The sequence below is a fragment of the Pseudomonas corrugata genome, from assembly GCF_001269905.1.
In the GTDB taxonomy this organism is placed as follows: Bacteria; Pseudomonadota; Gammaproteobacteria; order Pseudomonadales; family Pseudomonadaceae; genus Aquipseudomonas; species Aquipseudomonas corrugata.
In genome coordinates this window covers 81,318-102,506 of record NZ_LHVK01000008.1, presented here as the reverse complement: position 1 = coordinate 102,506, position 21,189 = coordinate 81,318, and the positions used below count along the sequence as shown (strand labels likewise).

General features: G+C 60.1%; 18 protein-coding genes. 13 read left to right on the top strand and 5 right to left on the bottom strand.

Going from position 1 to position 21,189, the window contains the following annotated elements:
• Positions 1 to 2: 2 nt before the first annotated feature.
• The 11 genes from AD665_RS11775 to AD665_RS11725 all read left to right on the top strand — a co-directional run bounded on the left by AD665_RS11775 (position 3) and on the right by AD665_RS11725 (position 11,189).
• Positions 3 to 2,912 (top strand): TAT-variant-translocated molybdopterin oxidoreductase, encoded by a 2,910-nt coding sequence (locus AD665_RS11775; RefSeq protein WP_053192168.1) that lies wholly within the window; start codon positions 3 to 5, stop codon positions 2,910 to 2,912.
• Between the two features lie 52 nt (positions 2,913 to 2,964).
• Positions 2,965 to 4,320 (top strand): NrfD/PsrC family molybdoenzyme membrane anchor subunit, encoded by a 1,356-nt coding sequence (gene nrfD, locus AD665_RS11770; protein WP_053192167.1) that lies wholly within the window; start codon positions 2,965 to 2,967, stop codon positions 4,318 to 4,320.
• Positions 4,313 to 4,843 carry a DUF3341 domain-containing protein gene (locus AD665_RS11765; protein WP_024779671.1) on the top strand — a complete coding sequence of 177 codons (531 nt, stop codon included), beginning with the start codon at positions 4,313 to 4,315 and terminating at the stop codon, positions 4,841 to 4,843. Before nrfD ends, AD665_RS11765 begins: the two co-directional genes overlap by 8 nt.
• Positions 4,840 to 5,379, top strand: coding sequence for a c-type cytochrome (locus AD665_RS11760; RefSeq protein WP_024779670.1), 540 nt, complete (start codon positions 4,840 to 4,842; stop codon positions 5,377 to 5,379). Before AD665_RS11765 ends, AD665_RS11760 begins: the two co-directional genes overlap by 4 nt.
• Complete coding sequence (locus AD665_RS11755) at positions 5,376 to 6,386, top strand: hypothetical protein (protein WP_053192165.1); 1,011 nt, start codon at positions 5,376 to 5,378, stop codon at positions 6,384 to 6,386. Before AD665_RS11760 ends, AD665_RS11755 begins: the two co-directional genes overlap by 4 nt.
• Positions 6,376 to 6,816, top strand: a complete 441-nt coding sequence (locus tag AD665_RS11750) for a hypothetical protein (RefSeq protein WP_024779668.1) — start codon at positions 6,376 to 6,378, stop codon at positions 6,814 to 6,816. Before AD665_RS11755 ends, AD665_RS11750 begins: the two co-directional genes overlap by 11 nt.
• Entirely contained in the window at positions 6,813 to 7,634 is an 822-nt protein-coding gene (locus AD665_RS11745; RefSeq protein ID WP_024779667.1) for an SCO family protein, read from the top strand. Before AD665_RS11750 ends, AD665_RS11745 begins: the two co-directional genes overlap by 4 nt.
• Positions 7,631 to 8,590: a cytochrome c oxidase subunit II gene (coxB, locus tag AD665_RS11740; RefSeq protein ID WP_024779666.1), complete on the top strand. Its 960-nt coding sequence runs from the start codon at positions 7,631 to 7,633 to the stop codon at positions 8,588 to 8,590. Before AD665_RS11745 ends, coxB begins: the two co-directional genes overlap by 4 nt.
• A gap of 73 nt (positions 8,591 to 8,663) precedes the next feature.
• On the top strand, positions 8,664 to 10,298 hold the full coding sequence (locus AD665_RS11735) for a cytochrome c oxidase subunit I (RefSeq protein WP_024779665.1): 1,635 nt from the start codon (positions 8,664 to 8,666) through the stop codon (positions 10,296 to 10,298).
• Positions 10,285 to 10,932, top strand: a complete 648-nt coding sequence (locus tag AD665_RS11730) for a cytochrome c oxidase subunit 3 (RefSeq protein ID WP_024779664.1) — start codon at positions 10,285 to 10,287, stop codon at positions 10,930 to 10,932. The genes AD665_RS11735 and AD665_RS11730 overlap by 14 nt, the downstream gene beginning before the upstream one ends.
• The gene (locus AD665_RS11725) at positions 10,929 to 11,189 is read left to right on the top strand and encodes a cytochrome C oxidase subunit IV family protein (protein WP_024779663.1); all 261 of its coding nucleotides are present in this window, start codon (positions 10,929 to 10,931) and stop codon (positions 11,187 to 11,189) included. Before AD665_RS11730 ends, AD665_RS11725 begins: the two co-directional genes overlap by 4 nt.
• Before the next feature lie 101 nt (positions 11,190 to 11,290).
• Here AD665_RS11725 and AD665_RS11720 read toward each other — a convergent pair whose 3' ends face one another.
• Positions 11,291 to 11,644, bottom strand: coding sequence for a hypothetical protein (locus AD665_RS11720; RefSeq protein ID WP_024779662.1), 354 nt, complete (start codon positions 11,642 to 11,644; stop codon positions 11,291 to 11,293).
• A gap of 429 nt (positions 11,645 to 12,073) precedes the next feature.
• Here AD665_RS11720 and AD665_RS11715 point away from each other — a divergent pair, with 429 nt between their 5' ends.
• Positions 12,074 to 16,942 (top strand): NAD-glutamate dehydrogenase, encoded by a 4,869-nt coding sequence (locus AD665_RS11715; protein WP_024779661.1) that lies wholly within the window; start codon positions 12,074 to 12,076, stop codon positions 16,940 to 16,942.
• Between the two features lie 191 nt (positions 16,943 to 17,133).
• Here the strand turns inward: AD665_RS11715 and AD665_RS11710 are convergent, their stop codons facing one another.
• From AD665_RS11710 to pdxR, 3 genes are all read right to left on the bottom strand, one after another.
• On the bottom strand, positions 17,134 to 17,538 hold the full coding sequence (locus AD665_RS11710; protein WP_024779660.1) for a cupin domain-containing protein: 405 nt from the start codon (positions 17,536 to 17,538) through the stop codon (positions 17,134 to 17,136).
• A gap of 309 nt (positions 17,539 to 17,847) precedes the next feature.
• The gene (locus AD665_RS11705) at positions 17,848 to 18,141 is read right to left on the bottom strand and encodes an antibiotic biosynthesis monooxygenase family protein (RefSeq protein WP_024779659.1); all 294 of its coding nucleotides are present in this window, start codon (positions 18,139 to 18,141) and stop codon (positions 17,848 to 17,850) included.
• Positions 18,142 to 18,261: 120 nt separating this feature from the next.
• Positions 18,262 to 19,695, bottom strand: coding sequence for a MocR-like pyridoxine biosynthesis transcription factor PdxR (gene pdxR / locus AD665_RS11700; protein ID WP_024779658.1), 1,434 nt, complete (start codon positions 19,693 to 19,695; stop codon positions 18,262 to 18,264).
• Positions 19,696 to 19,897: 202 nt separating this feature from the next.
• Here pdxR and AD665_RS11695 point away from each other — a divergent pair, with 202 nt between their 5' ends.
• Positions 19,898 to 20,338, top strand: coding sequence for a carboxymuconolactone decarboxylase family protein (locus AD665_RS11695; protein ID WP_053192490.1), 441 nt, complete (start codon positions 19,898 to 19,900; stop codon positions 20,336 to 20,338).
• Between the two features lie 115 nt (positions 20,339 to 20,453).
• Here AD665_RS11695 and AD665_RS11690 read toward each other — a convergent pair whose 3' ends face one another.
• A complete protein-coding gene (locus AD665_RS11690; RefSeq protein ID WP_024779656.1) occupies positions 20,454 to 20,747 on the bottom strand; it encodes a hypothetical protein in 294 nt (97 codons plus the stop codon).
• Positions 20,748 to 21,189 lie beyond the last annotated feature (442 nt).

Below are 21,189 nucleotides of genomic sequence, written 5' to 3'. Positions count from 1 at the left end.
GCATGAACCGCACGACGCCCGATTACGCTGCGATACGTCGTCACCTTGAGGGCAAGCAAGGGGTCCACTATTGGCGCAGCCTGGAAGAGCTGACTGACGATCCGGCCTTCGAGCGCTTTATAGAGGTGGAATTCCCGGATATTGCTCCACAGATGGATCGTAGGCGCTTTTTGCAACTGATGGGCGCGTCTCTGGCCTTGGGCGGTCTTGCTGCCTGCGGACCGACACCCGGCACTGCCGTGCCCTATGTCGCTCAGCCGGAAATCATCGTTCCGGGCAAAGCGCTGTGGTACGCCACGGCCGTGCAGTTTACCGGGTACGCTCAACCGGTGCTGGGGTGTACTCATGTCGGCCGTCCTACCAAGTTGGAAGGCAGTCCCGAGCACCCGGCCAGCCAGGGGGCATGCGATGCATTCACTCAGGCCGCGCTTCTGCAGCTTTATGATCCTGATCGGTCTCAGGCGCCCCGATTCAAAGGCGTCGAGAGCAGCTGGGATGCATTTGAGTCTGACGCGGCCACGCTGCAAGCCGAATGTGATCATGACCAAGGCCAGGGGCTGCACATATTGATGGGCGCCAGCAGTTCTCCTTCACTGCAACGCCAACTGGAAAAGTTGATTGTGCGCTGGCCAAAAGCGAGCCTTTATCGCTTCGAGCCGTTCGAGGAGGGCCGCTATGGTCCGGCGCGCCTGGCTTTCGGCCGCCCCGTCGAAATTCATTACCTGCTGCAAAACGCGGACCTGGTCCTGAGCCTGGAGGATGATTTCCTGGGGGCCGGCCCCAAGCAAACGTCGCAGGCGAGGGCATGGGCGAACCGGCGGCAGGCGGCTGCACGGGGTGATGGCGAGTCGCGGCTGGTGATGGTTCAAGCGTCGCCCACCTTGACTGGCGCCAACGCCACCGAGACCCGCCGGGTTCAACCCGCACAGCTCCCCGCTCTGGTACGGGCGCTGGCGGCGGCCCTGAGTGAGGGCAGTGCGGCCCCGCTGGCGGCCCCGGACCAGCAATGGGTCGAGGCAATGGCCGCCGCGCTGCAGTCCCGCCGGGGGCGCTGTTTGATCGTGGCCGGGCCCCATACGCCAGCGGATGTCCAGGCCGCCGTGCATCGTTTGAACCAGCGGCTCGATAATGTTGGAAGGACCGTAGGCTATACGGCCCCTGTCCTGTTCACCCGCATTGGTGAGGCGCAGTTGGGCGATATTCTTGCGCTGACCCAGGCCATTCACAATGCTCAGGTGCGCACCCTGGTCATGCTCGACACCAATCCAGCCTACAGCGCACCGGGTGATTTGTATTTTCGCGAGGCACTGGAAAAAGTGCCTACGCGTATTCACGCAGGCCTTTATTACGATGAGACGGGGGCACGCAGCCACTGGCACCTCTGTGCAAGCCACAGCCTGGATGGGTGGGGTGATGCACGGGCGGTCGATGGCAGCGTCTGCATCAGTCAGCCGTTGGTCCAGCCGTTTTACGGCACGCGCACGCTGGTTGAAATTGTGGCGATGCTCGCCGGTGAGCTCAGCCCGGATGGGCACGCGCTGGTCAGGAACACCTGGAGCAGCCTGCCTGACGATGAATGGCGTCGCGCAGTCGCCTTGGGCTTTATTGAAGGGAGCGCGTTGCCCTCGCTCCAGGTCACGGCCGAACCGGTTCGCATCGCCGATGCGCCCGTCGTTTCGGGGCTGCAGGTTCAATTCCGGCCTGACCCGAGCGTATGGGACGGGCGATTTTCCAATTCAGGTTGGCTACAGGAGTTGCCCAGGCCCATCACTACGCTGACCTGGGACAACATCATCGGCGTTTCAATCGCTGTCGCCGAGCGCTATCGCTTAGTCTCCGGAGACCGCATCAGCGTCATGATCGACGGGCGCAGCGTCGAAGGGCCAGCTTGGGTGATGCCGGGGCAGGCGGACACCGTGGTCACGTTGTTCGCGGGTTACGGGCGCGAGCGCAGCGGGCGAGTCGGCAACGGCGTCGGCTACGATTATGCCGCTCTGCGTATGGCTGACTCGCCATGGCTGCGCAGCGGTGCAACCATCGCCAGGCTCGATCAGCAGTCCTCCCTGGCTTTTACGCAGATGCAGCACACGCTGATCGGCCAGGATGTCGTGCGCCATGTGCCGCGCGCGCAGGCCGTCGGGCCCGCGCGCCCAACGCCCGAACTGCCGACCTTGTATGAGCAACCCGTCATGAGCGAGCCCACATGGGGCATGCTTATCGATACTGACCAGTGTATTGGTTGCAACGCCTGCATCGTCGCCTGCCAGGCCGAAAACAACATTGCAGTGGTGGGCAAGGAACAGGTCGCCAAGGGACGAGTCATGCACTGGTTGCGTGTCGATCACTATTACGACGGTTCTGCGCTCGATCCCGGATCGACCTTTCTGCCCGTGCCCTGCATGCATTGCGAAAAAGCACCCTGTGAAGTGGGTTGTCCGGTCAATGCCACCGTGCACGGCGCGGACGGGCTCAACGAAATGGTCTACAACCGCTGCATCGGCACGAGGACATGTTCTTCTTACTGCCCCTACAAGGTCCGCCGCTTCAACTGGTACAACTGGACGGAAAACGATGAGCCGTCCATCCAGGCTGCACGCAACCCTAACGTGACAGTGCGCTCGCGCGGGGTGATGGAAAAATGCACGTATTGCGTGCAGCGCATAAGCGAGGCGCGCATCGCGGCCAGGAAGGACGGACGTCCGATTGCCGAGGGCGAGATCCAGACCGCCTGCCAGCAGACCTGCCCGGTACAGGCCATCCATTTTGGCGACTTGAGCAAAAAGGACAGCGCCGTCAATAAAGCCAAGGACTCCATCCGTCATTACGCGCTGCTGGAGGAACTCAATACCCGACCCAAGACGACCTACCTCGCTGCGATCCGCGATCAGAAACCCGGGGAGGAAAAAGCATGAGCAGGCGCTGCATTTTCCATGGTTTTGACGGGGCGCAGGAGGAGAACGCCTGATGGCCGCGACCTCTCATTTTCTACCCAGGGATCTGGCTTGCGGCGCGGTGTCCGAGCAGATAATCGATACCCCATTGGCGTTCCGCCATAAGCGCCGGTGGTGGTGTCTGTTCGGTATCGCAATCGCGTTGTTGATGCTGTTCATGGTCTCGGTGGTCGTTCTATTCGCCCAGGGCGTCGGCGTATGGGGCAACAATATTCCAGTAACCTGGGCATTCGCGATCCTCAACTATATGTGGTGGCTGGGGATAGGCCACGCCGGCACTTTTATCTCTGCATTGTTGTTATTGGTTGATCGCCCATGGCGCAATTCGCTCAACCGTTTGGCCGAGCTCATGACCATCCTGGCGGTGATGTGCGCAGGTATCTATCCCATTCTGCATTTAGGGCGCCCTTGGCTGTTCTTCTATACAGCACCCTATCCCAGCACCCTCGGACTCTGGCCGCAGTTTCGAAGCCCCACGGCGTGGGACTTCTTCGCCGTGGTCACTTACCTGGTGGTATCCGTGCTGTTCGTATATATCGGCGCCATCCCGGACTTTGCGACAGCCAGGGACCGGGCAACGAACAGATGGCAACAGATGGTCTATGGCGTTCTTGCACTGGGCTGGCGAGGTGCGGCGGCTCATTGGGCGCATTGGCGCCGCACCTATCGCTTCATTGCTCTGCTGGCCGTGCCGCTGGTGTTCTCAGTGTCCAGTGGTTACTCCTTTCTGCTGAACCTGGCGCTCGAGCCGGGTTGGCACTCTACGGTTTTTCCGCCGTACTTCGTTGCTGGGGCGGTGTTCTCGGGCTTCGCCATGGTTGCGGTCATCGCCTGCGGGCTGCGTCGTTTCCTGTCATACGAGCAGCTCATCACGGATCGCCATCTGGACATGCTGGGACGGCTGATCCTGGCCACGGGCTGGCTTACGTCCTACGGCTACATTGCGGACATGTTCACTGCGTTTTACTCGGGCGAGTCCCACGAGATCCAGGTCGCCATGAGCCGTCTCGAAGGCCCGACCGCCTGGAGTTTCTGGTTGGCGATGTGCTGCAACGTGTTGGTACTGCAAGCGCTGTGGTGGCAGAAGGTTCGTCGGTCTCCCGTATTGCTGGTGATGGTGAGCATGGCCGTGTTGGTCGGCATGTGGGCTGAGCGCTTCATGTTGATCATTACGCCCATGACGCGTGATTTCATGGCATCGAGCTGGAGCAACGCCTATTCGCCGACGTTCTGGGAATGGGCGGTTTTCATTGGGACCTTCGGCTTGTTTCTGGTGCCGTTCACGTTGTTCATCCGGTTTGTGCCGATGGTCTCGTCCTTCGAAATCAAGGCGGCGCTCTACAAGGCGCGAGGTGAACCTCATGAGTGAGCCGCGTCGTTATGGACTGCTGGCCGATTTTGCCACTCCCGAGGCATTGGTCGACGCAACTCGGGCGGCACGCGAGGCTGGCTATTCACGTCTGGAGGCCTACACCCCATTTCCCGTGGAGGCGCTGGAACAACTGCTGGGGTTGAACGATCGACGAGCGCTCTGGTACGGCGTCGCGGGTGCAGTCGTTGGCGCAATACTGGGCTACGCCATGCAGGTGTACGCCAATCTTGATTACCCCTTGAACACAGGCGGCAGGCCGCTGATTGCAGTGCCGGCCTTCATGGTCGTCACCTTCCTGATGGCAGTGCTATTCGCAGTGCTGTTCGCGGTGTTCGGTCTGTTCTGGCTATGCCGTCTGCCACTGCTTCACCATCCACTGTTCGAGGCTGAAGCTTTCAAGCGGGCCATGGACGACCGGTTCCTGCTCTGTATTCATGGGGACGACCCTCGATTCGACCGGCTTGGCACCTCGCTCTGGCTGGCGGAACGAGCGCTGACAGTAACCGAGATTCGCGCATGAGCAGGGGAGGCCTGGCCGTGCTCGGGCTGTTGGCCTGCCTGCTGTTGGGCGCATGTGATGACATGTCGGAGCAGCGCAAGGCCAAGGATCAAGATCACAGTGATTTCTTCTCTGACGGTAAGGTCGATCAGGCACCGCCGATTGGCACCGTCGCACGGGGAGCGCTCGAGCGCGAGGCCGTTCTGAACGTCAGGCCGCCGATGACCCAGGCACTGCTCGATCGCGGGCAAGAGCGCTTCGAGATCTACTGCGCGCCATGCCATGGCTTGACCGGCAATGGCCAGGGGATTGTGGTCGCTCGCGGCTTTGCGAAGCCACCAGACCTTGCCGATCAGCGACTGCGCGACGCGCCGGATCGTCAGCTGATCGACGTCATTACCCATGGCTACGGACAGATGTACAGTTATGCCGCTCGCGTGGAGCCGGCAGATCGTTGGGCCATCGTCGCCTATATAAGGGCGCTGCAACTGAGCCAGCACACAGACGTGCACAGCTTGTCACCTCAGCAGCGAGCGTTTCTGGAGGCCAAGCCATGACCTTGCGCCGCTTGAATCTGGCTGCCGTTGCCATCGCGCTACTTGTTCTTGTACTGGGATCTCTTTTTTCAAGCCGCGAAGTCGCCGCCGCGTGCCTGGTTGCCTTGGTGAGCATGGCGTGTTTTCCGCTCGGGTGCCTGACCTTGGCCATGCTGCTGGCCCTGGTTTCTGGAAGCTGGTGCGACATGCTCTGGTCGGGGACCGTTCGGATTGCCCGGACGACGTCTTTGATCGGAGTGATGTCGATACCAGTGATCATTGGCATGAGCCGCCTGTACCCCTGGGCCGACTCCTCGTTCTCAGGCTTCCGGGGCTTTTGGTTATCCCCGGCAGGCTTCGCCGTCAGAACGTTCCTGTATGCCGCCGTCTGGAGTGCACTGGCCTTGTGGGCCTTGCCCCGCGTGCGACTTCGGCCTGGTCTGGCTGCGGCTGGGGCGTTGCTGATGGTGCTGACACTGTCAGCAGCCGGCATTGACTGGATCATGACGCTGGACGAACGCTTTTATTCGTCGATCTTTGGTCTGTTGTATTTTGCCCGCGTGATGCTGTCAGCCATTGCAGTGGCCATTTTGATTGCACTCTCGCGCCACGCGCAGCGCCCCGGAGTTTTGCGGGGGGTGCTGGTCGCAGCGCTACAGGTTTGGCTCTATCTGCATTTCATGCAGTATTTACTGATCTGGTCGGCCGACCTGCCCAGGGAAACACACTGGTACCTTGTCCGCGTCGAGGGTCTCTGGCGAGGTGTACTCTGGGCTATTGCAGTTGGGCAAGGTGTGTTGGTGTTCCTGGTCCTGCTGTTTGCTGTCAGCGAGCGGCCTTCGGTGTTGTCAGGCCTCTGCTGGATCACTATCGCCTCAGGATTGCTTGAGTGTGCCTGGCTGGTAACCCCCTCGCTAGAAGGGCTGCGTCCTGTTGCTGTCATCAGCTTCACACTGGTGGCCTGGCTGGGTTACGCCGCGCTGTTGGGACAGATACTGGTCCGCAAGGAGAGCTGCCTTGAGCATTGACGTTGATCAGGTCTCGAAGGAGAAGGGATTCGAACAACAGGACGCCAATGTCCGAGGGATCGTGTATGTCGGTATCGGACTGGTGCTGGGGCTGCTCGTCTGCCTGGGTGGCGTTCATCTGGTGCTTGATTCATACGAGAAATCCATCCCGACCCCGCTCGCGACAGCATTGGAAAAGCAAAGAGCATTACCTCCCGAGCCTCGGCTCCAAGCCGACCCGGCCCGCGAAGCAGGGCGCATCCTTGATCAGGCCCGGGCCCAATTGATCAGCCTGGGCTGGATAGACCGTCACAAAGGCATCGTGCACATTCCGATCGCCGATGCAAAAGCAGCCCTGGCGCGCACCGGCTGGCCCTCGCGGGCACGGGGTCGGCCTGGCGAAAAGCCGTACCCGTTGTCATTGCAAGACACACAGGGGAGGGCGCGATGAGCCTCTTGAAAACAACGGTCGGCTGGGTGTGCTCCATTGTCGTCGGTATGCTTGGGTTCTGCATGCCGGCCTCGGCAACCGCAGGCTTCGATCCTTTCGCCGCGGCCGGAATTGAGCAAAGAACCGGCGCTCGGATTCCGCTTGAGACAGGCTTCACCGATCAGGATGGGCGGGTGGTTCGCTTGGGCGAATTGCTGCAGGGCCGTCCGGTGCTGCTGGCACCGGTGTATTTCACCTGCCCGAATGTGTGCGGTGCGCAGTTAGCCACACTGTTTCAGGTCCTGGCATCGGTGGGCTACAGGGTCGGTAAGGACTACGATGTGATCGCCTACAGTTTCAACCCGGACGAGACACCCGCCAATGCTCGCGTCGAGCGTGACAAACTCGGCAAGCAGTGGCCGCAGCTCATCGATGCTCCAGGCGTTCATTTTCTGGTAGGGGATGAGGCGGCCGCCAAGGCGCTGTCCAATGCCATTGGCTTTCGCTATCGCTACGACCCCGCCATCCGACAGTACGCGCACGTTTCGGCCGTGGGCGTTCTGACGAGCCAGGGGCAGCTTTCAAGATGGTTGTATGGTCTTGGTTACCAAGCCACCGACCTGCGACTGGCTATCACGGAAGCGGGGCGGGGCCAGGTCGGATCGCTGGGTGATCGGTTACTTCTGCTCTGCTATCACTATGATCCGAAAACAGGCGGTTATGACAGTCTGGTCATGGGGGCCCTGCGGGTCGGCGGTCTGGCCACCGTTTTCGCGCTCGCCGGTTTCATCGGGCTCGCGTTGCATCGTGAACGGTGCAGACAACGGAGTGGCGAATGAACCAGGGGGCGTTCATGCATTTGTGGCCCGAACAGGCATCCAGCTACGCTGGGCAGGTCGATTGGCTGGTCATTACCTTTACGGCGATGATGTTCCTTTTCGTTTTCCCTGTGTTCCTATGCCTGCTGGTTTTTTCATTCCGTTATCGCCAAGGCTCTCGCGTACCTCGCGATCATCGCCCTGTCGGTAATCACAAGATCGAAATTGTCTGGATAGCCGTTCCCTTCATCGGCGCCATGATCCTGTTTGTCCTGTCGTCGTATCTTTACTACGTGTCACGGACGCCCCCGCCTGATGCGATGCAGATCCATGTGGTCGCCAAGCAGTGGATGTGGAAATTCCAGCATCCAGGCGGCCAGCGTGAAATCAACGCCTTGCACGTTCCGGTGGGCCGGGCCATCAAACTTGACCTGATCTCACAGGACGCTATCCATAGCCTGTATTTTCCGGTTATGCGCAACAAGCAGGATGCTTTGCCCGGAAGCTATACACACATGTGGTTCAAGGCCAACAAGACCGGCGTTTTTGAGGGCAAGTGCGCTGAGTATTGCGGCACCAATCATTCCACCATGCGCGTCAGACTCGTTGTGTTGAAGCCCCAGGAGTACGCTCAATGGCTGCAACAGTCGCAGACGTCCGAAAGCCTTGCCGAACAGGGAGAAGCGTTGTTCCGCCAGTTCGGTTGCAGTGGCTGCCATGCCGAAAGCTCCCAGGTTCACGCACCTCCCCTCGAAGGCTTGTACGGTCGCAAAGTAGCCTTGGCGGATGGGACTTTCGTGGTCGCGGACGACAACTATATTCGCGATTCGATCCAGCTGCCCCAGAAGCAGATCACCGCAGGTTATCAGCCGATCATGCCAACGTTTACCAACGTCCTGGATGAAGAGGCCGTGATTCGTCTTACTGCCTACCTCAAGTCGCTGGGTAATGCGCAACCCAGGGAAGGTCTGCAATGACGCTCCTTACCGTCGATTTTCTCGGGTGTGTGTGGCGCCTTGTTCTGAAGGCCACTTGCCATTCAAGAGGGCAATGACATTGATTTCCGAAACGCCCGAAGTGGCTGGCACTGAACCGAGCTACCTTGATGTCGATCATGGGCTCAAGTCCTGGTTGCTGACCACAGACCACAAGCGTATTGCCATCTTGTTCATGATCGCAGTGACGTTGTTTTTTTTCATGGGAAGCCTGGCCGCCAGCGCTATCCGTATTGAATTGATCACGCCTGAGGGCGATTTCTTGACAGCTGATGGCTACAACCGAAGTTTCACGTTTCATGGCGTGATAATGGTCTGGTTCTTTCTCATTCCCTCGATTCCTTCCGTATTGGGCAATTTTCTGATTCCCCTGATGATCGGCGCCAGGGACATGGCTCTGCCGCGCCTGAACCTGGCGAGCTGGTATTTGCTGATGGGGGGCGGGCTCTTCACCCTGTTCGCGCTGATCGCTGGCGGAGTGGACACGGGCTGGACGTTCTATACGCCGCTGTCAACGATGTTCACTCATGGGCATGTAGTGGCGGTGATCATTGGTGTGTTCGTCACCGGGTTCTCGTCCATTTTCACAGGTATCAACATTATCGTGACGGTGCACACCCTGAGGGCGCCCGGCATGACGTGGTTTCGCCTGCCGCTGTTTGTATGGTCGCTCTATGCCACTGCGGTGATTCTGGTGCTGGCGACGCCGATTCTGGCAATCACCCTCATCCTGGTAGCGGCCGAACGTATATTCGGCATTGGCGTCTTCGATCCCGGCCTGGGTGGCGATCCACTGTTATTCCAGCATCTGTTCTGGTTCTACAGCCATCCGGCGGTGTACATCATGCTTCTACCGGGCATGGGCGTGATGAGTGAATTGGTCACGGCTTCGGCACACAAGCGTATTTTCGGTTATTCCTTCGTGGCCTTTTCCAGTGTGACGATCGCCATCCTCGGATTCATGGTGTGGGGACACCACATGTTCGTGTCCGGGCAGTCGATGTACGCCAGCATGCTTTTTTCGCTGCTCAGTTTCCTGATATCCATCCCCTCAGCGATCAAGGCTTACAACTGGACGGCGACGTACTATAAGAGCCGCTTGACCATCAACGCGCCATTCCTGTACTCGGTCACGTTTATCACGCTGTTCATGTTCGGTGGAACGGCCGGTCTGTTCGTTGCCTTGTTGGCCGCCGACGTTCACGTCCATGACACATATTTTGTGGTGGCCCACTTCCACTACATCATGGTTGGGGCGAGCGTTTCTGCCTATTTTGGCGGGCTGCATTTCTGGTGGCCGAAGATAACGGGCAGAATGTATCCAGAATTGTGGGCGCGCATTGCGGCGGTCACGATGTTCTTCGGGTTCAACATTACGTTCTTCCCGCAGTTCATCCTCGGCTATCTGGGAATGCCGCGGCGTTATCACAGTTACGATCCGGAATTTCAATTCCTCAACGATCTGTCTTCGGCCGGCGCTTGTGTTTTGGCGGTGGCTTACTCGCTGCCGTTCTTCTACCTGACCTGGTCGCTCGTAAAAGGGCAGAAAGCCGTGGCCAATCCTTGGCGCGCTGCCGGTCTGGAATGGAGTGTGCCGTCTCCTCCCCCCAAACATAACTTCGAACATATTCCGCTGGTGGACTTCGAAGCCTATGACTATCCGTCCGAGGCGACCCATGAACCGCGTTGACGGGCGTGTAAGCGATCCGTTTCAGACTGATTCTCAGCAACGAGAAGCGGCGCATCTGGGTATGTGGTTGTTCTTGGCCACTGAGCTGATGATGTTCGGTGGCTTGTTGTTCACCATCTGGTATTACCGGGTGGCCTATGAAGCTTCTGTCAGGACAGCGGTCGAGCACCTGCATTATCTGCTCGGCGGCGCGAACAGTGCCTTGCTGCTGACCAGTAGCTTCACCATGAGTCTCGCCATCCAGGCCGCCCGTCAAGCAAAAATCGTACGGTTGAAGGGACTGGTGCTCCTGTCGATTGCACTGGCGACGGTCTTCCTCGGGCTCAAGGTCTATGAATATCGATCCGAATACATTGAAGGCCTGTTACCGGTCCTCACGTCTCAAGCCCCGCTCAAGGCACCCCAAGCGCGCTTGTTCATGGGGCTTTACTTCATATCCACCGCGCTGCATGCCATTCATATCGTGATTGCGATCATCGTTGCGTTGGGGATATGGTTGCGGATTCACCTCGGACGCCTTCCGCTACCGCAACGGATATCGGTCATGGAAACGTTTGGGTTCTATTGGCACACCGTGGATGTCATCTGGATCTTTCTTTATCCTTCGCTTTATCTCATTGGAAGACCCATATGAGCACACTCCGCTTGACCCTCGTTTACCTGGGGGCGTTGGGTTTGCTTGGGACGACGATCCTGACTTCGCTGACTGGCTCAATTCCCTATCGAGGGCCTGTCATCATGGTTTGCGCAATCGGCGAGGCGGGCCTGGTGATGGCTTATTTCGTTGAGCTCAAAACCAGTCGCGCGCTGATTCGCCTGTTCGCGCTGGGGACGGTGTTCTGGCTGTTGCTGCTGTTCAGTGCCCCCCTGATCGATCGGCTGACGCGTTAAGCGCCTATGGGAGATGAGCTGGCAAGTTGGCAAAGTGGAGGAGGCCGGTAAAGGCGGCTCACGCGAAGGTACCCTCCCGGTCACCTTCGCCACCGCTCACATCAAAGTTGACGGATATAAGTCCCTGTTCCCTCGAGAATGTTCTGCAGCGTCAGCTCAACCTCTGCCAAGTCGGCTTCATCGGTGTCATGGCTGATTTCCAGCACGTCATCACCATTGAGCGCATCGGCATCGGCCGCAGCGATTTCGATTTTCAGCAATGTCGGGCTGAGGGTGACCTTCACGCCGTTCAGGGTCGACGGTTCGCCATCGAGGGCTATTTCCAGTTCGTCTTCATCGGGGTATCGGGTCATCAGGAACATTTCGCCCTGGGCGCTGTGGCAGCAAAGCATGGCCATGTTGTCTTCTTCGTCGTCGCACGGGTTGGCGATCAGAAGAGCGGTGGTCATTTGCATCGGGATGGCTCCTGGCTCGATGAGCCTTGCGGGTGCGAAGTAGCGGATTTTGCCAGTCCGCGGGATTTACTGCGACCACAGGCATCATTCGTGCGCGATTTCACATCCTGGGGTGCCGATTGTGCCCCAGACTGCTAGGGTTGTTCGATGCACAGCGACTGTATAGCTTGCCGATGACCGAATATGTCGCAGCGCTGCAAGCACAGGCCTTGTCGCACTCGTTAAGCTGCGCAACGGACGCGCACGTGCACGGGTGTTCCCTGTAGATGTCCATGACATGAAAATGGAATGTGACCTGCGGGTCTTGTCCAGCTTCACCCACCTGTCGTCCTGTTTCCTCTGCCCGAGAATCAGGAACAGGATGGCCGGCGGCCCGAGAGGGGCTGCACGACGCTTCCATCAATAACAAGCCCAAGCGGAGTACCACAGATGGCGTTCTTCACCGCAGCCAGCAAAGCCGACTTCCAGCATCAACTGCAAGCGGTACTGGCGCAGAACATCAGTGAACAGGCACTGCCACAAGTGGCGCTGTTTGCTGAACAATTCTTCGGCATCATTTCCCTCGATGAACTTACCCAGCGCCGGTTGTCCGACCTCGCCGGCTGCACCTTGTCCGCCTGGCGCCTGCTTGAGCGCTTCGACCACGCGCAATCGCAGGTTCGCGTCTATAACCCCGATTACGAACGCCACGGCTGGCAGTCGACCCATACCGCCGTGGAAGTGTTGCACCACGACCTGCCGTTCCTGGTGGACTCGGTACGTACCGAGCTGAACCGCCGCGGCTACAGCATCCATACCCTGCAAACCACCGTGCTGAGCGTGCGTCGTGACAGCAAGGGCGAGTTGCTGGAAATCCTGCCGAAGGGCACCCAGGGCGAGGGCGTCCTGCAAGAGTCGCTGATGTACCTGGAAATCGACCGCTGCGCCAACGCCGCCGAACTCAACGTCCTGAGCAAGGAGCTTGAGCAGGTACTGGGCGAAGTGCGAGTGGCCGTGGCCGATTTCGAGCCGATGAAAGACAAGGTCCAGGAGATCCTTGCCAGCCTGGACAATAGCGCCTACGCGATCGATGCCGACGAAAAAAGCGAGATCAAGACCTTCCTGGAGTGGCTGGTGGGCAACCACTTCACTTTCCTGGGCTATGAAGAGTTCGTGGTCCGTGACGATGTCGATGGCGGCCATATCGAGTATGACCCCGAGTCGTTTCTCGGCCTGACCAAGCTGCTGCGCGCCGGCCTGACCGCCGATGACCTGCGCATCGAGGACTACGCCGTCAACTATCTGCGTGAACCGACTCCGCTGTCGTTCGCCAAGGCCGCACACCCGAGCCGCGTACACCGTCCGGCTTATCCGGATTACGTGTCGATCCGTGAAATCGACGCTGACGGCAAGGTCATCAAGGAATGCCGCTTCATGGGCCTGTACACCTCCTCGGTGTATGGCGAGAGCGTGCGCGTTATTCCGTACATTCGCCGCAAGGTCGCCGAAATCGAACGTCGTTCGGGCTTCCAGGCCAAGGCGCACCTGGGCAAGGAACTGGCCCAAGTGGTCGAAGTGCTGCCCCGCGACGATCTGTTCCAGACCCCGGTGGACGAGCTGTTCAGCACCGTGATGTCCATCGTGCAGATCCAGGAACGCAACAAGATCCGCGTATTCCTGCGCAAGGATCCATACGGCCGTTTCTGCTACTGCCTGGCCTACGTGCCGCGCGACATCTATTCCACCGAAGTGCGCCAGAAGATCCAGCAAGTGCTGATGGATCGCCTGAAGGCTTCGGACTGCGAATTCTGGACGTTCTTCTCCGAATCGGTACTGGCCCGCGTGCAGTTGATCCTGCGAGTGGACCCGAAGAACCGCATCGACATCGACCCGCTGCTGCTGGAAAAAGAAGTGGTGCAGGCCTGCCGCAGTTGGCAGGACGACTACGCCAGCCTGGTCATCGAGAGCTTCGGCGAAGCTCAGGGCACCAACGTGCTCGCCGATTACCCGAAAGGCTTCCCGGCCGGCTACCGCGAGCGCTTTGCCGCGCATTCGGCAGTGGTCGACATGCAGCACCTGCTGAGCCTGAATGAAAAAAATCCGCTGGTCATGAGCTTCTACCAGCCGCTGGGCCAGGTGTCCGGCCAGCGTGAGCTGCACTGCAAGCTGTATCACGCCGACACGCCGCTGGCGCTATCCGATGTGCTGCCGATTCTGGAAAACCTCGGCCTGCGCGTGTTGGGTGAGTTCCCGTACCGCCTGCGTCACACCAACGGCCGCGAGTTCTGGATCCACGACTTCGCGTTCACCGCCGCCGAAGGGGTGAACCTCGACATCCAGCAGCTCAACGACACCTTGCAGGACGCCTTCGTCCACATCGTGCGTGGCGACGCCGAGAATGATGCGTTCAACCGCCTGGTGCTGACCGCCGGCCTGCCGTGGCGCGATGTGGCACTGCTGCGTGCCTACGCCCGCTATCTCAAGCAGATCCGCCTGGGCTTTGACCTGGGCTATATCGCCAGCACCCTGAACAACCATACCGACATCGCTCGCGAGTTGACCCGGTTGTTCAAGACCCGCTTCTACCTGGCCCGCAAGCTCACCGGCGAAGACCTGGAAGACAAGCAACTGCGTCTGGAACAGGCGATCCTCACGGCACTGGATGATGTCCAGGTGCTCAACGAAGACCGCATCCTGCGTCGCTACCTGGACCTGATCAAGGCCACCCTGCGGACCAACTTCTACCAGACCGACGCCCACGGCCAGAACAAGTCCTACTTCAGCTTCAAGTTCAACCCGCACCTGATCCCGGAACTGCCGAAACCGGTGCCCAAGTTCGAGATATTCGTCTACTCGCCACGGGTCGAAGGCGTGCACCTGCGTTTCGGCAACGTCGCCCGTGGCGGCTTGCGCTGGTCCGACCGTGAAGAAGACTACCGCACCGAAGTCCTGGGCCTGGTAAAAGCCCAGCAGGTGAAGAACTCGGTGATCGTGCCGGTCGGCGCCAAGGGCGGCTTCCTGCCGCGTCGCCTGCCACTGGGCGGCAGCCGCGACGAGATCGCGGCCGAGGGCATCGCCTGCTACCGCATCTTCATCTCCGGGCTGCTGGATATCACCGACAATCTCAAGGACGGCGTCCTGGTACCGCCGGCCAACGTCGTGCGGCATGACGATGATGACCCGTACCTGGTAGTCGCTGCCGACAAGGGCACGGCGACCTTCTCCGACATCGCCAACGGCATCGCCATCGACTACGGCTTCTGGCTGGGCGACGCCTTCGCCTCCGGCGGCTCGGCCGGCTATGACCACAAGAAGATGGGCATCACCGCCAAGGGCGCGTGGGTCGGCGTGCAGCGCCACTTCCGCGAGCGTGGCATCAACGTCCAGGAAGACAGCATCACTGTGGTCGGTGTTGGCGACATGGCTGGCGACGTGTTCGGTAACGGCTTGTTGATGTCCGACAAGCTGCAACTGGTCGCGGCGTTCAACCACCTGCACATCTTCATCGATCCGAACCCGGAGCCGGCCAGCAGCTTCGCCGAGCGCCAGCGCCTGTTCGACCTGCCGCGTTCGGCCTGGACCGACTACGACACCAGCATCATGTCCGAAGGCGGCGGCATTTTCTCGCGCAGCGCGAAGAGCATCGCCATCACCCCGCAGATGCAGGCACGCTTCGACATCAAGGCCGACAAGCTGACCCCGACCGAACTGCTGAATGCCTTGCTCAAGGCGCCGGTGGACCTGTTGTGGAACGGTGGTATCGGCACCTATGTCAAGGCCAGCACCGAAAGCCACGCTGATGTCGGCGACAAGGCCAACGATGCGTTGCGCGTCAATGGCAACGAACTGCGCTGCAAGGTCGTGGGCGAGGGCGGCAACCTGGGCATGACCCAGCTGGGCCGTGTCGAGTTCGGCCTGCATGGCGGCGCCACCAACACCGACTTCATCGACAACGCGGGCGGTGTGGACTGCTCCGACCATGAAGTGAACATCAAGATCCTGCTCAACGAAGTGGTGCAGGCCGGCGATATGACCGACAAGCAACGCAACCAGTTGCTGGCGAGCATGACCGACGAAGTCGGTGGCCTGGTGTTGGGCAACAACTACAAGCAGACCCAGGCCCTGTCCCTGGCGGCCCGTCGCGCATTCGTGCGGATCGCCGAATACAAGCGCCTGATGAACGATCTGGAAGTCCGTGGCAAGTTGGACCGCGCCATCGAGTTCCTGCCGACCGAAGAACAGCTGGCCGAACGTGTCGCGGCGGGCCATGGCCTGACCCGTGCCGAACTGTCGGTACTGATCTCCTACAGCAAGATCGACCTCAAGGAAGCGCTGCTCAATTCCCTGGTACCCGACGACGACTACCTGACCCGGGACATGGAGACCGCGTTCCCGGCTACGCTGGTGAACAAGTTCTCCGAGGCCATGCGTCGCCACCGCCTGAAGCGCGAGATCGTCAGCACCCAGATCGCCAACGACCTGGTCAACCACATGGGCATCACCTTCGTTCAACGGCTCAAGGAGTCCACGGGCATGAGCCCGGCGAACGTGGCGGGTGCGTATGTAATCGTACGGGACATCTTCCATCTTCCGCACTGGTTCCGTCAGATCGAAGCCCTGGATCACCAGGTATCGGCCGACGTGCAACTGGAGCTGATGGATGAGTTGATGCGCCTGGGCCGTCGTGCGACCCGCTGGTTCCTGCGCAGCCGCCGTAACGAGCAGAACGCTGCCCGCGACGTGGCTCACTTCGGTCCGCACCTGGCGGCGTTGGGCCTCAAGCTCGACGAACTGCTGGAAGGCCCGACCCGCGAAGGCTGGCAGACCCGCTACCAGGCCTACGTGGCCGCCGGTGTGCCAGAGTTGCTGGCGCGCATGGTTGCAGGCACCACGCACCTGTATACCTTGCTGCCGATCATCGAGGCGTCCGACGTCACCGGCCAGAACGCCGCCGATGTGGCCAAGGCCTACTTCGCCGTGGGCAGCGCCCTGGACATCACCTGGTACCTGCAGCAGATCAGTGCCTTGCCGGTGGAAAACAACTGGCAAGCCCTGGCCCGCGAAGCGTTCCGCGATGACGTCGACTGGCAGCAACGGGCGATCACCATCTCGGTCCTGCAACAGGGCGACGGCAGCCAGGACGTGGAAACCCGTCTCGCGCTGTGGCTGGAGCAGCAACAAGACATGGTCGAGCGCTGGCGTGCCATGCTGGTGGACATCCGTGCCGCCAGCGCCACCGATTACGCCATGTACGCAGTCGCCAACCGCGAACTGCTGGACCTGGCGTTGGCAGGTCAGACGGTCTTGACGGCCAACTGATCCGGCGTTGAATAAAAAGCCCCGCATCGAGAGATGCGGGGCTTTTTATTGGGCGCGGTTCATGCGCAGGCACCGATTTTCCTTGTGGGAGCGAGCCCGCTCGCGATGGCGGCGGGTCAGTCGAGGATGATGTTGGTTGTGCCAACGCTATCGCGAGCAGGCTCGCTCCCACAAGGGAATTGTGGTGTTGGTCAGTTTTTCAGCGGGATCAATACAGCTTCTTTCTCACCCATCACCATGAAGACCAGCAGTTTCGCCGGCTCGGTCGCGCTGGCGTTTTTCGAGACCAAGTGCTCGGAACCCGCCGCTTCGTACCAGAACTCTCCGGCCTTGTAGGTGGTCGCCGGTTCGCCTTTGACCTGGGAGGTAATGGCGCCTTCGAGGACGTAGGCCATGGCCGTGCCCTCATGTTTGTGGGCAATGGACGACTGGCCCGGGGCGTAGTCGACGGTCAGCATCATGGCTTTTTTGCCCGGCAGGTTTTTCAGCATCTTTTCCTGCAGCACCTGGACCTTCTCCGAAGGGGCGGTTTCGTGGGCGTAGACCTGGACGACAGGCAGCAGGCTGAGGGCGGCGATCAGACAGAGGGTTTTCATTGCAATAGCCTTCGTGGTTTTTGAGTGGATCCGCACTGTTGCGGCAATGGATTCACCCTATGCCCGCTGGCGGGGCAAGCAAACGTCCAATCTATCGGAAGGCCGGTAGACCAATTGGTCTACTACGAATTTGCAACTGACTGGCCCGTAACCCTGTGGCGAGGGGATTTATCCCCGCTGGGCTGCGCAGCGGCCCCAAGATATTCGTGACGGCCCTATCTGGCGAGTGCTGCGCACTTGAACGGGGCGGTGCGACGTTTCGCTAAATCCCCTCGCCACAGGTAGGTCCGGCTCGGGAGAGCGAGCGCTTCAGACAATCGGGAAACTATTGAAATCCACGCTTCGGGCCAGACGGTTATCGATCAGGCCGATAAAGCCTTGTACTTCGGGGCAGGTGAAATGGGCTTGCATGGCCGCTTCCGATTGCCAGCGGGCGCTGACGGTCCAGCGGTCGCCGTCCACCGGGCACCGGTCGACCATGTAGGCGTCACAGCCGGGTTGGGTGCGCAGGGTTTCGACGATCTGCTGCAATTGTCGGCCGAGCTCTTCCGAGCGACCGGCGGCGGCTTGTACCTGTACGGTATTGATCACTTGGCGAGACATTGTTCAGGCTCCTGAATCAAGTCGGACGGGATGTTCACGATCAACGATACCCATGCAGGATAGGCCTGCATGGGCAAGACTCAAACAGCCAATGGGCGGATAAGCCGGCAGTCCAATTGGTCAGGCGACCTGTTGCAGGATGTCCCGCAGGCGATCCAGGGCGATGTCGATGTCCAGGACTTCGATGGCTCCAAAACCGAAGAACAGGCCCGGCCGTGGCGGCACTTCGTTGAAGAAGCCATCAAGGCTGTACAGCCCGACCTCGACTTTTTTCGCCAGTTCGATCACCAGCGGCAGATCGATCGGTACCTTGCACAACACCGCCAGGTGAAAGCCGGCAGTGGTGGGCACGGCTTCGAACCAGGGCGACAGGTCCCCGGCCATGCGGCCCAGTATCCGTTCGCGGCGCCCGGCGTACAGGGCGTGGCAGCGACGGATGTGCTTGAGCAGGCAACCCTCGGCGATAAACTTGGCCAGGGCCCATTGGGGCAGGGTAGAGGTGTGCTGGTCGGTGAGACGCTTGGCCAGAATCACGGCCTCGAGAATCGCCGGAGGAAGGACGGCGTAGCCGAGCCGCAGCTCCGGCAGCAGGGTCTTGGAGAAGGTCCCGACGTACGCCACGATTCCACGTTCATCCATGCTCTGCAACGAATCTGCGGGCCGGCCTTCGTAACGAAATTCGCTGTCGTAATCGTCTTCGATGATGATCGCACCGAGCTCATAAGCCCGGACCAGCAGGGCCTCGCGCCGGGTTTGGCTCAGGGGCATGCCCAAGGGGAACTGGTGGGAAGGCGTGACATAGATCAGCCGCGTGCCGTCGGGGATCAGGTCCACCCGCATGCCCTGGTCGTCCACGGGCACCCCGACCACCGTGGCGCCGAGGGAGCCGAACAGCAGTCGTGCCGGTGGATACCCCGGATCTTCCATTGCCACCAGGCTGCCGGGCCGGGTCAACACCCGTGAAATCAGATCCAGGGCCTGTTGCGCACCGTTGCACACCACCACGTCATCGTCCTGGCAGTTGACCCCCCGGGAAAATGCGATGTGCCGGGCTATGGCATTGCGCAGTGCCGGCAGGCCCCCGGGTTGGCTGTAGAATCCTTTGCTATTGGCGATCTGGCGCAGGGCATGAGCGGTGCAACGACGCCAATCGTCGAGGGGAAACTGCCCCTTGCCGGTGGCGCCGCCGATGAAGTCGTAACGCAATGCGCTTTCGGGCGTCGGATGGCGCAACAGATCCGGCATGTTGCGCCAGGCCTCGACAACGTCCGCCCCGGCCAACTCCCGGTGGTCTTGTTTGCGCACGACCTTGGCCGGCCGCGCATTGACGTAGGTGCCCTTGCCGATGATGCCGGTCAGGAAGTTTTCATAGGTCAGCTGGGCGTAGGTATCGGAAACGGTCTTGCGCGAAACGCCCAACTGTTCGGCGAGCAGGCGGCTGGGTGGCAGTTGTGTGCCGGCCGCCAGGCGACCGCTTTCGATGGCGCTGCGTAGCTGTTGGTACAACTGACTTGTCAGGTCCTTGCGGCCATTGATGACGACATGAAGTTCCATACCCGCGGGCTCCTGGACAATCGCCTGGCGGCAGCGTCAAAGCTGCAAGATTACCTGCATTGTGCATTCGGATAGAAGTTGCGTGAAGAAAATCCAGCTGATTGGTCTGGCGCGGGATGGCCCTGCTTTTTTCGACCAATTGGACCTGTCGTCGAAGGCCTTCAGGTTCTACCGTGAAGGTATCCCTGTCACGGAGTCCGTCATGAGCCAGCGTCTGGATTACTACAGTGCGTCCCCCGGGGCGATGAAAGCGATGATTGGCCTGGAGGCGCTGACCAGTCGCCTGAGTATCGAACCGGCGCTGCTGCACCTGATCAAGATCCGTGCCTCGCAACTCAACGGCTGTGCCTTCTGCACCGACATGCATTCGGTGGATGCACGACGCCTGGGTGAGACCGAGCGGCGTCTTTTCGCAGTGGCCGTATGGCGTGACAGCGGCTTTTTTTCTGATCGCGAACGCGCCGCCCTGGCGTGGACCGAAGCGGTGACGCTGTTGGCCCAGAGTCAGGTGCCGGACGATGTCTATGCCCAGGCCCGTGCCTGCTTCAGCGAGGAGGAGTTGGTGGACCTGACAATGGCGATCAGCACCATCAACAGCTGGAACCGGCTGGCGGTGAGTTTCCGCCAGCGCCCCGTTGACTGAGCCAGCAAGTCGTACGGTGTCTGGTCGGCCGCTTTCGCGAGCAGGCTCGCTCCCACAGGACGGTGGGTACGGGGGGACGTCGGGGCCTAAGTGAATGCTACGGCCCCGGCACGATCTATGCGACTGCTGCGGCGTTGCGCTCACGCAGCTCCTGCAGACGATCAGCCCCGCCCTCAGCCACGCGGTTCTGAATCAAGCGATCAGAGCCCCCTTCGGCCACGCGGTTCTGAATCAAGCGATCAGAGCCCCCTTCGGCCACGCGGTTTTGAATCAAACGATCGGAACCGCCTTCGGCCAGCTGATGGGCCGGGGCTTTGCTGTCTGTAGCCGATGCGACATTCGCCAGGCCGAAGCTGCCGACCAGTGCCAATGCGACTGCCAGGGAGGAAGCTTTTGGGAAACTGAACATGGTGGTTCTCCTTGCGTTTAATGGATTGGGTCGGCAGCAACAGAGGTGCACTGCTGTCCGGTGATCACAGTTAAACGCACGGTTGTATCGGCGCTGTGTGTCTGAAGGAGGCGAAATCGACGATTACGTATCAGGCTCCGGTTCATATACAGAGCGATACAAATCCTTGGGGGGCAGAGTGGTGCCGTTGCCGGGTCAGGATTAGCCGATAATCGCACCCTTTGTACTGCGTGTACGCCTGGGTTCTTGACCGAACTAACTGGTTGGTACATTTTAGGCGGAGCACGTCTTGTTCCACGCGACCAAGGCCCATAATAAAAACAGAGGAATCCCCTATGCGTAGCCGTCTGCGGGCACCTGACGCCCTCCCTTCGATCCTTCGCTTCAACCCCGAAGCCTTTTTCTTCTCCTCCGGTCCGGTCCTGTAGCGGCCTGTGTTGCT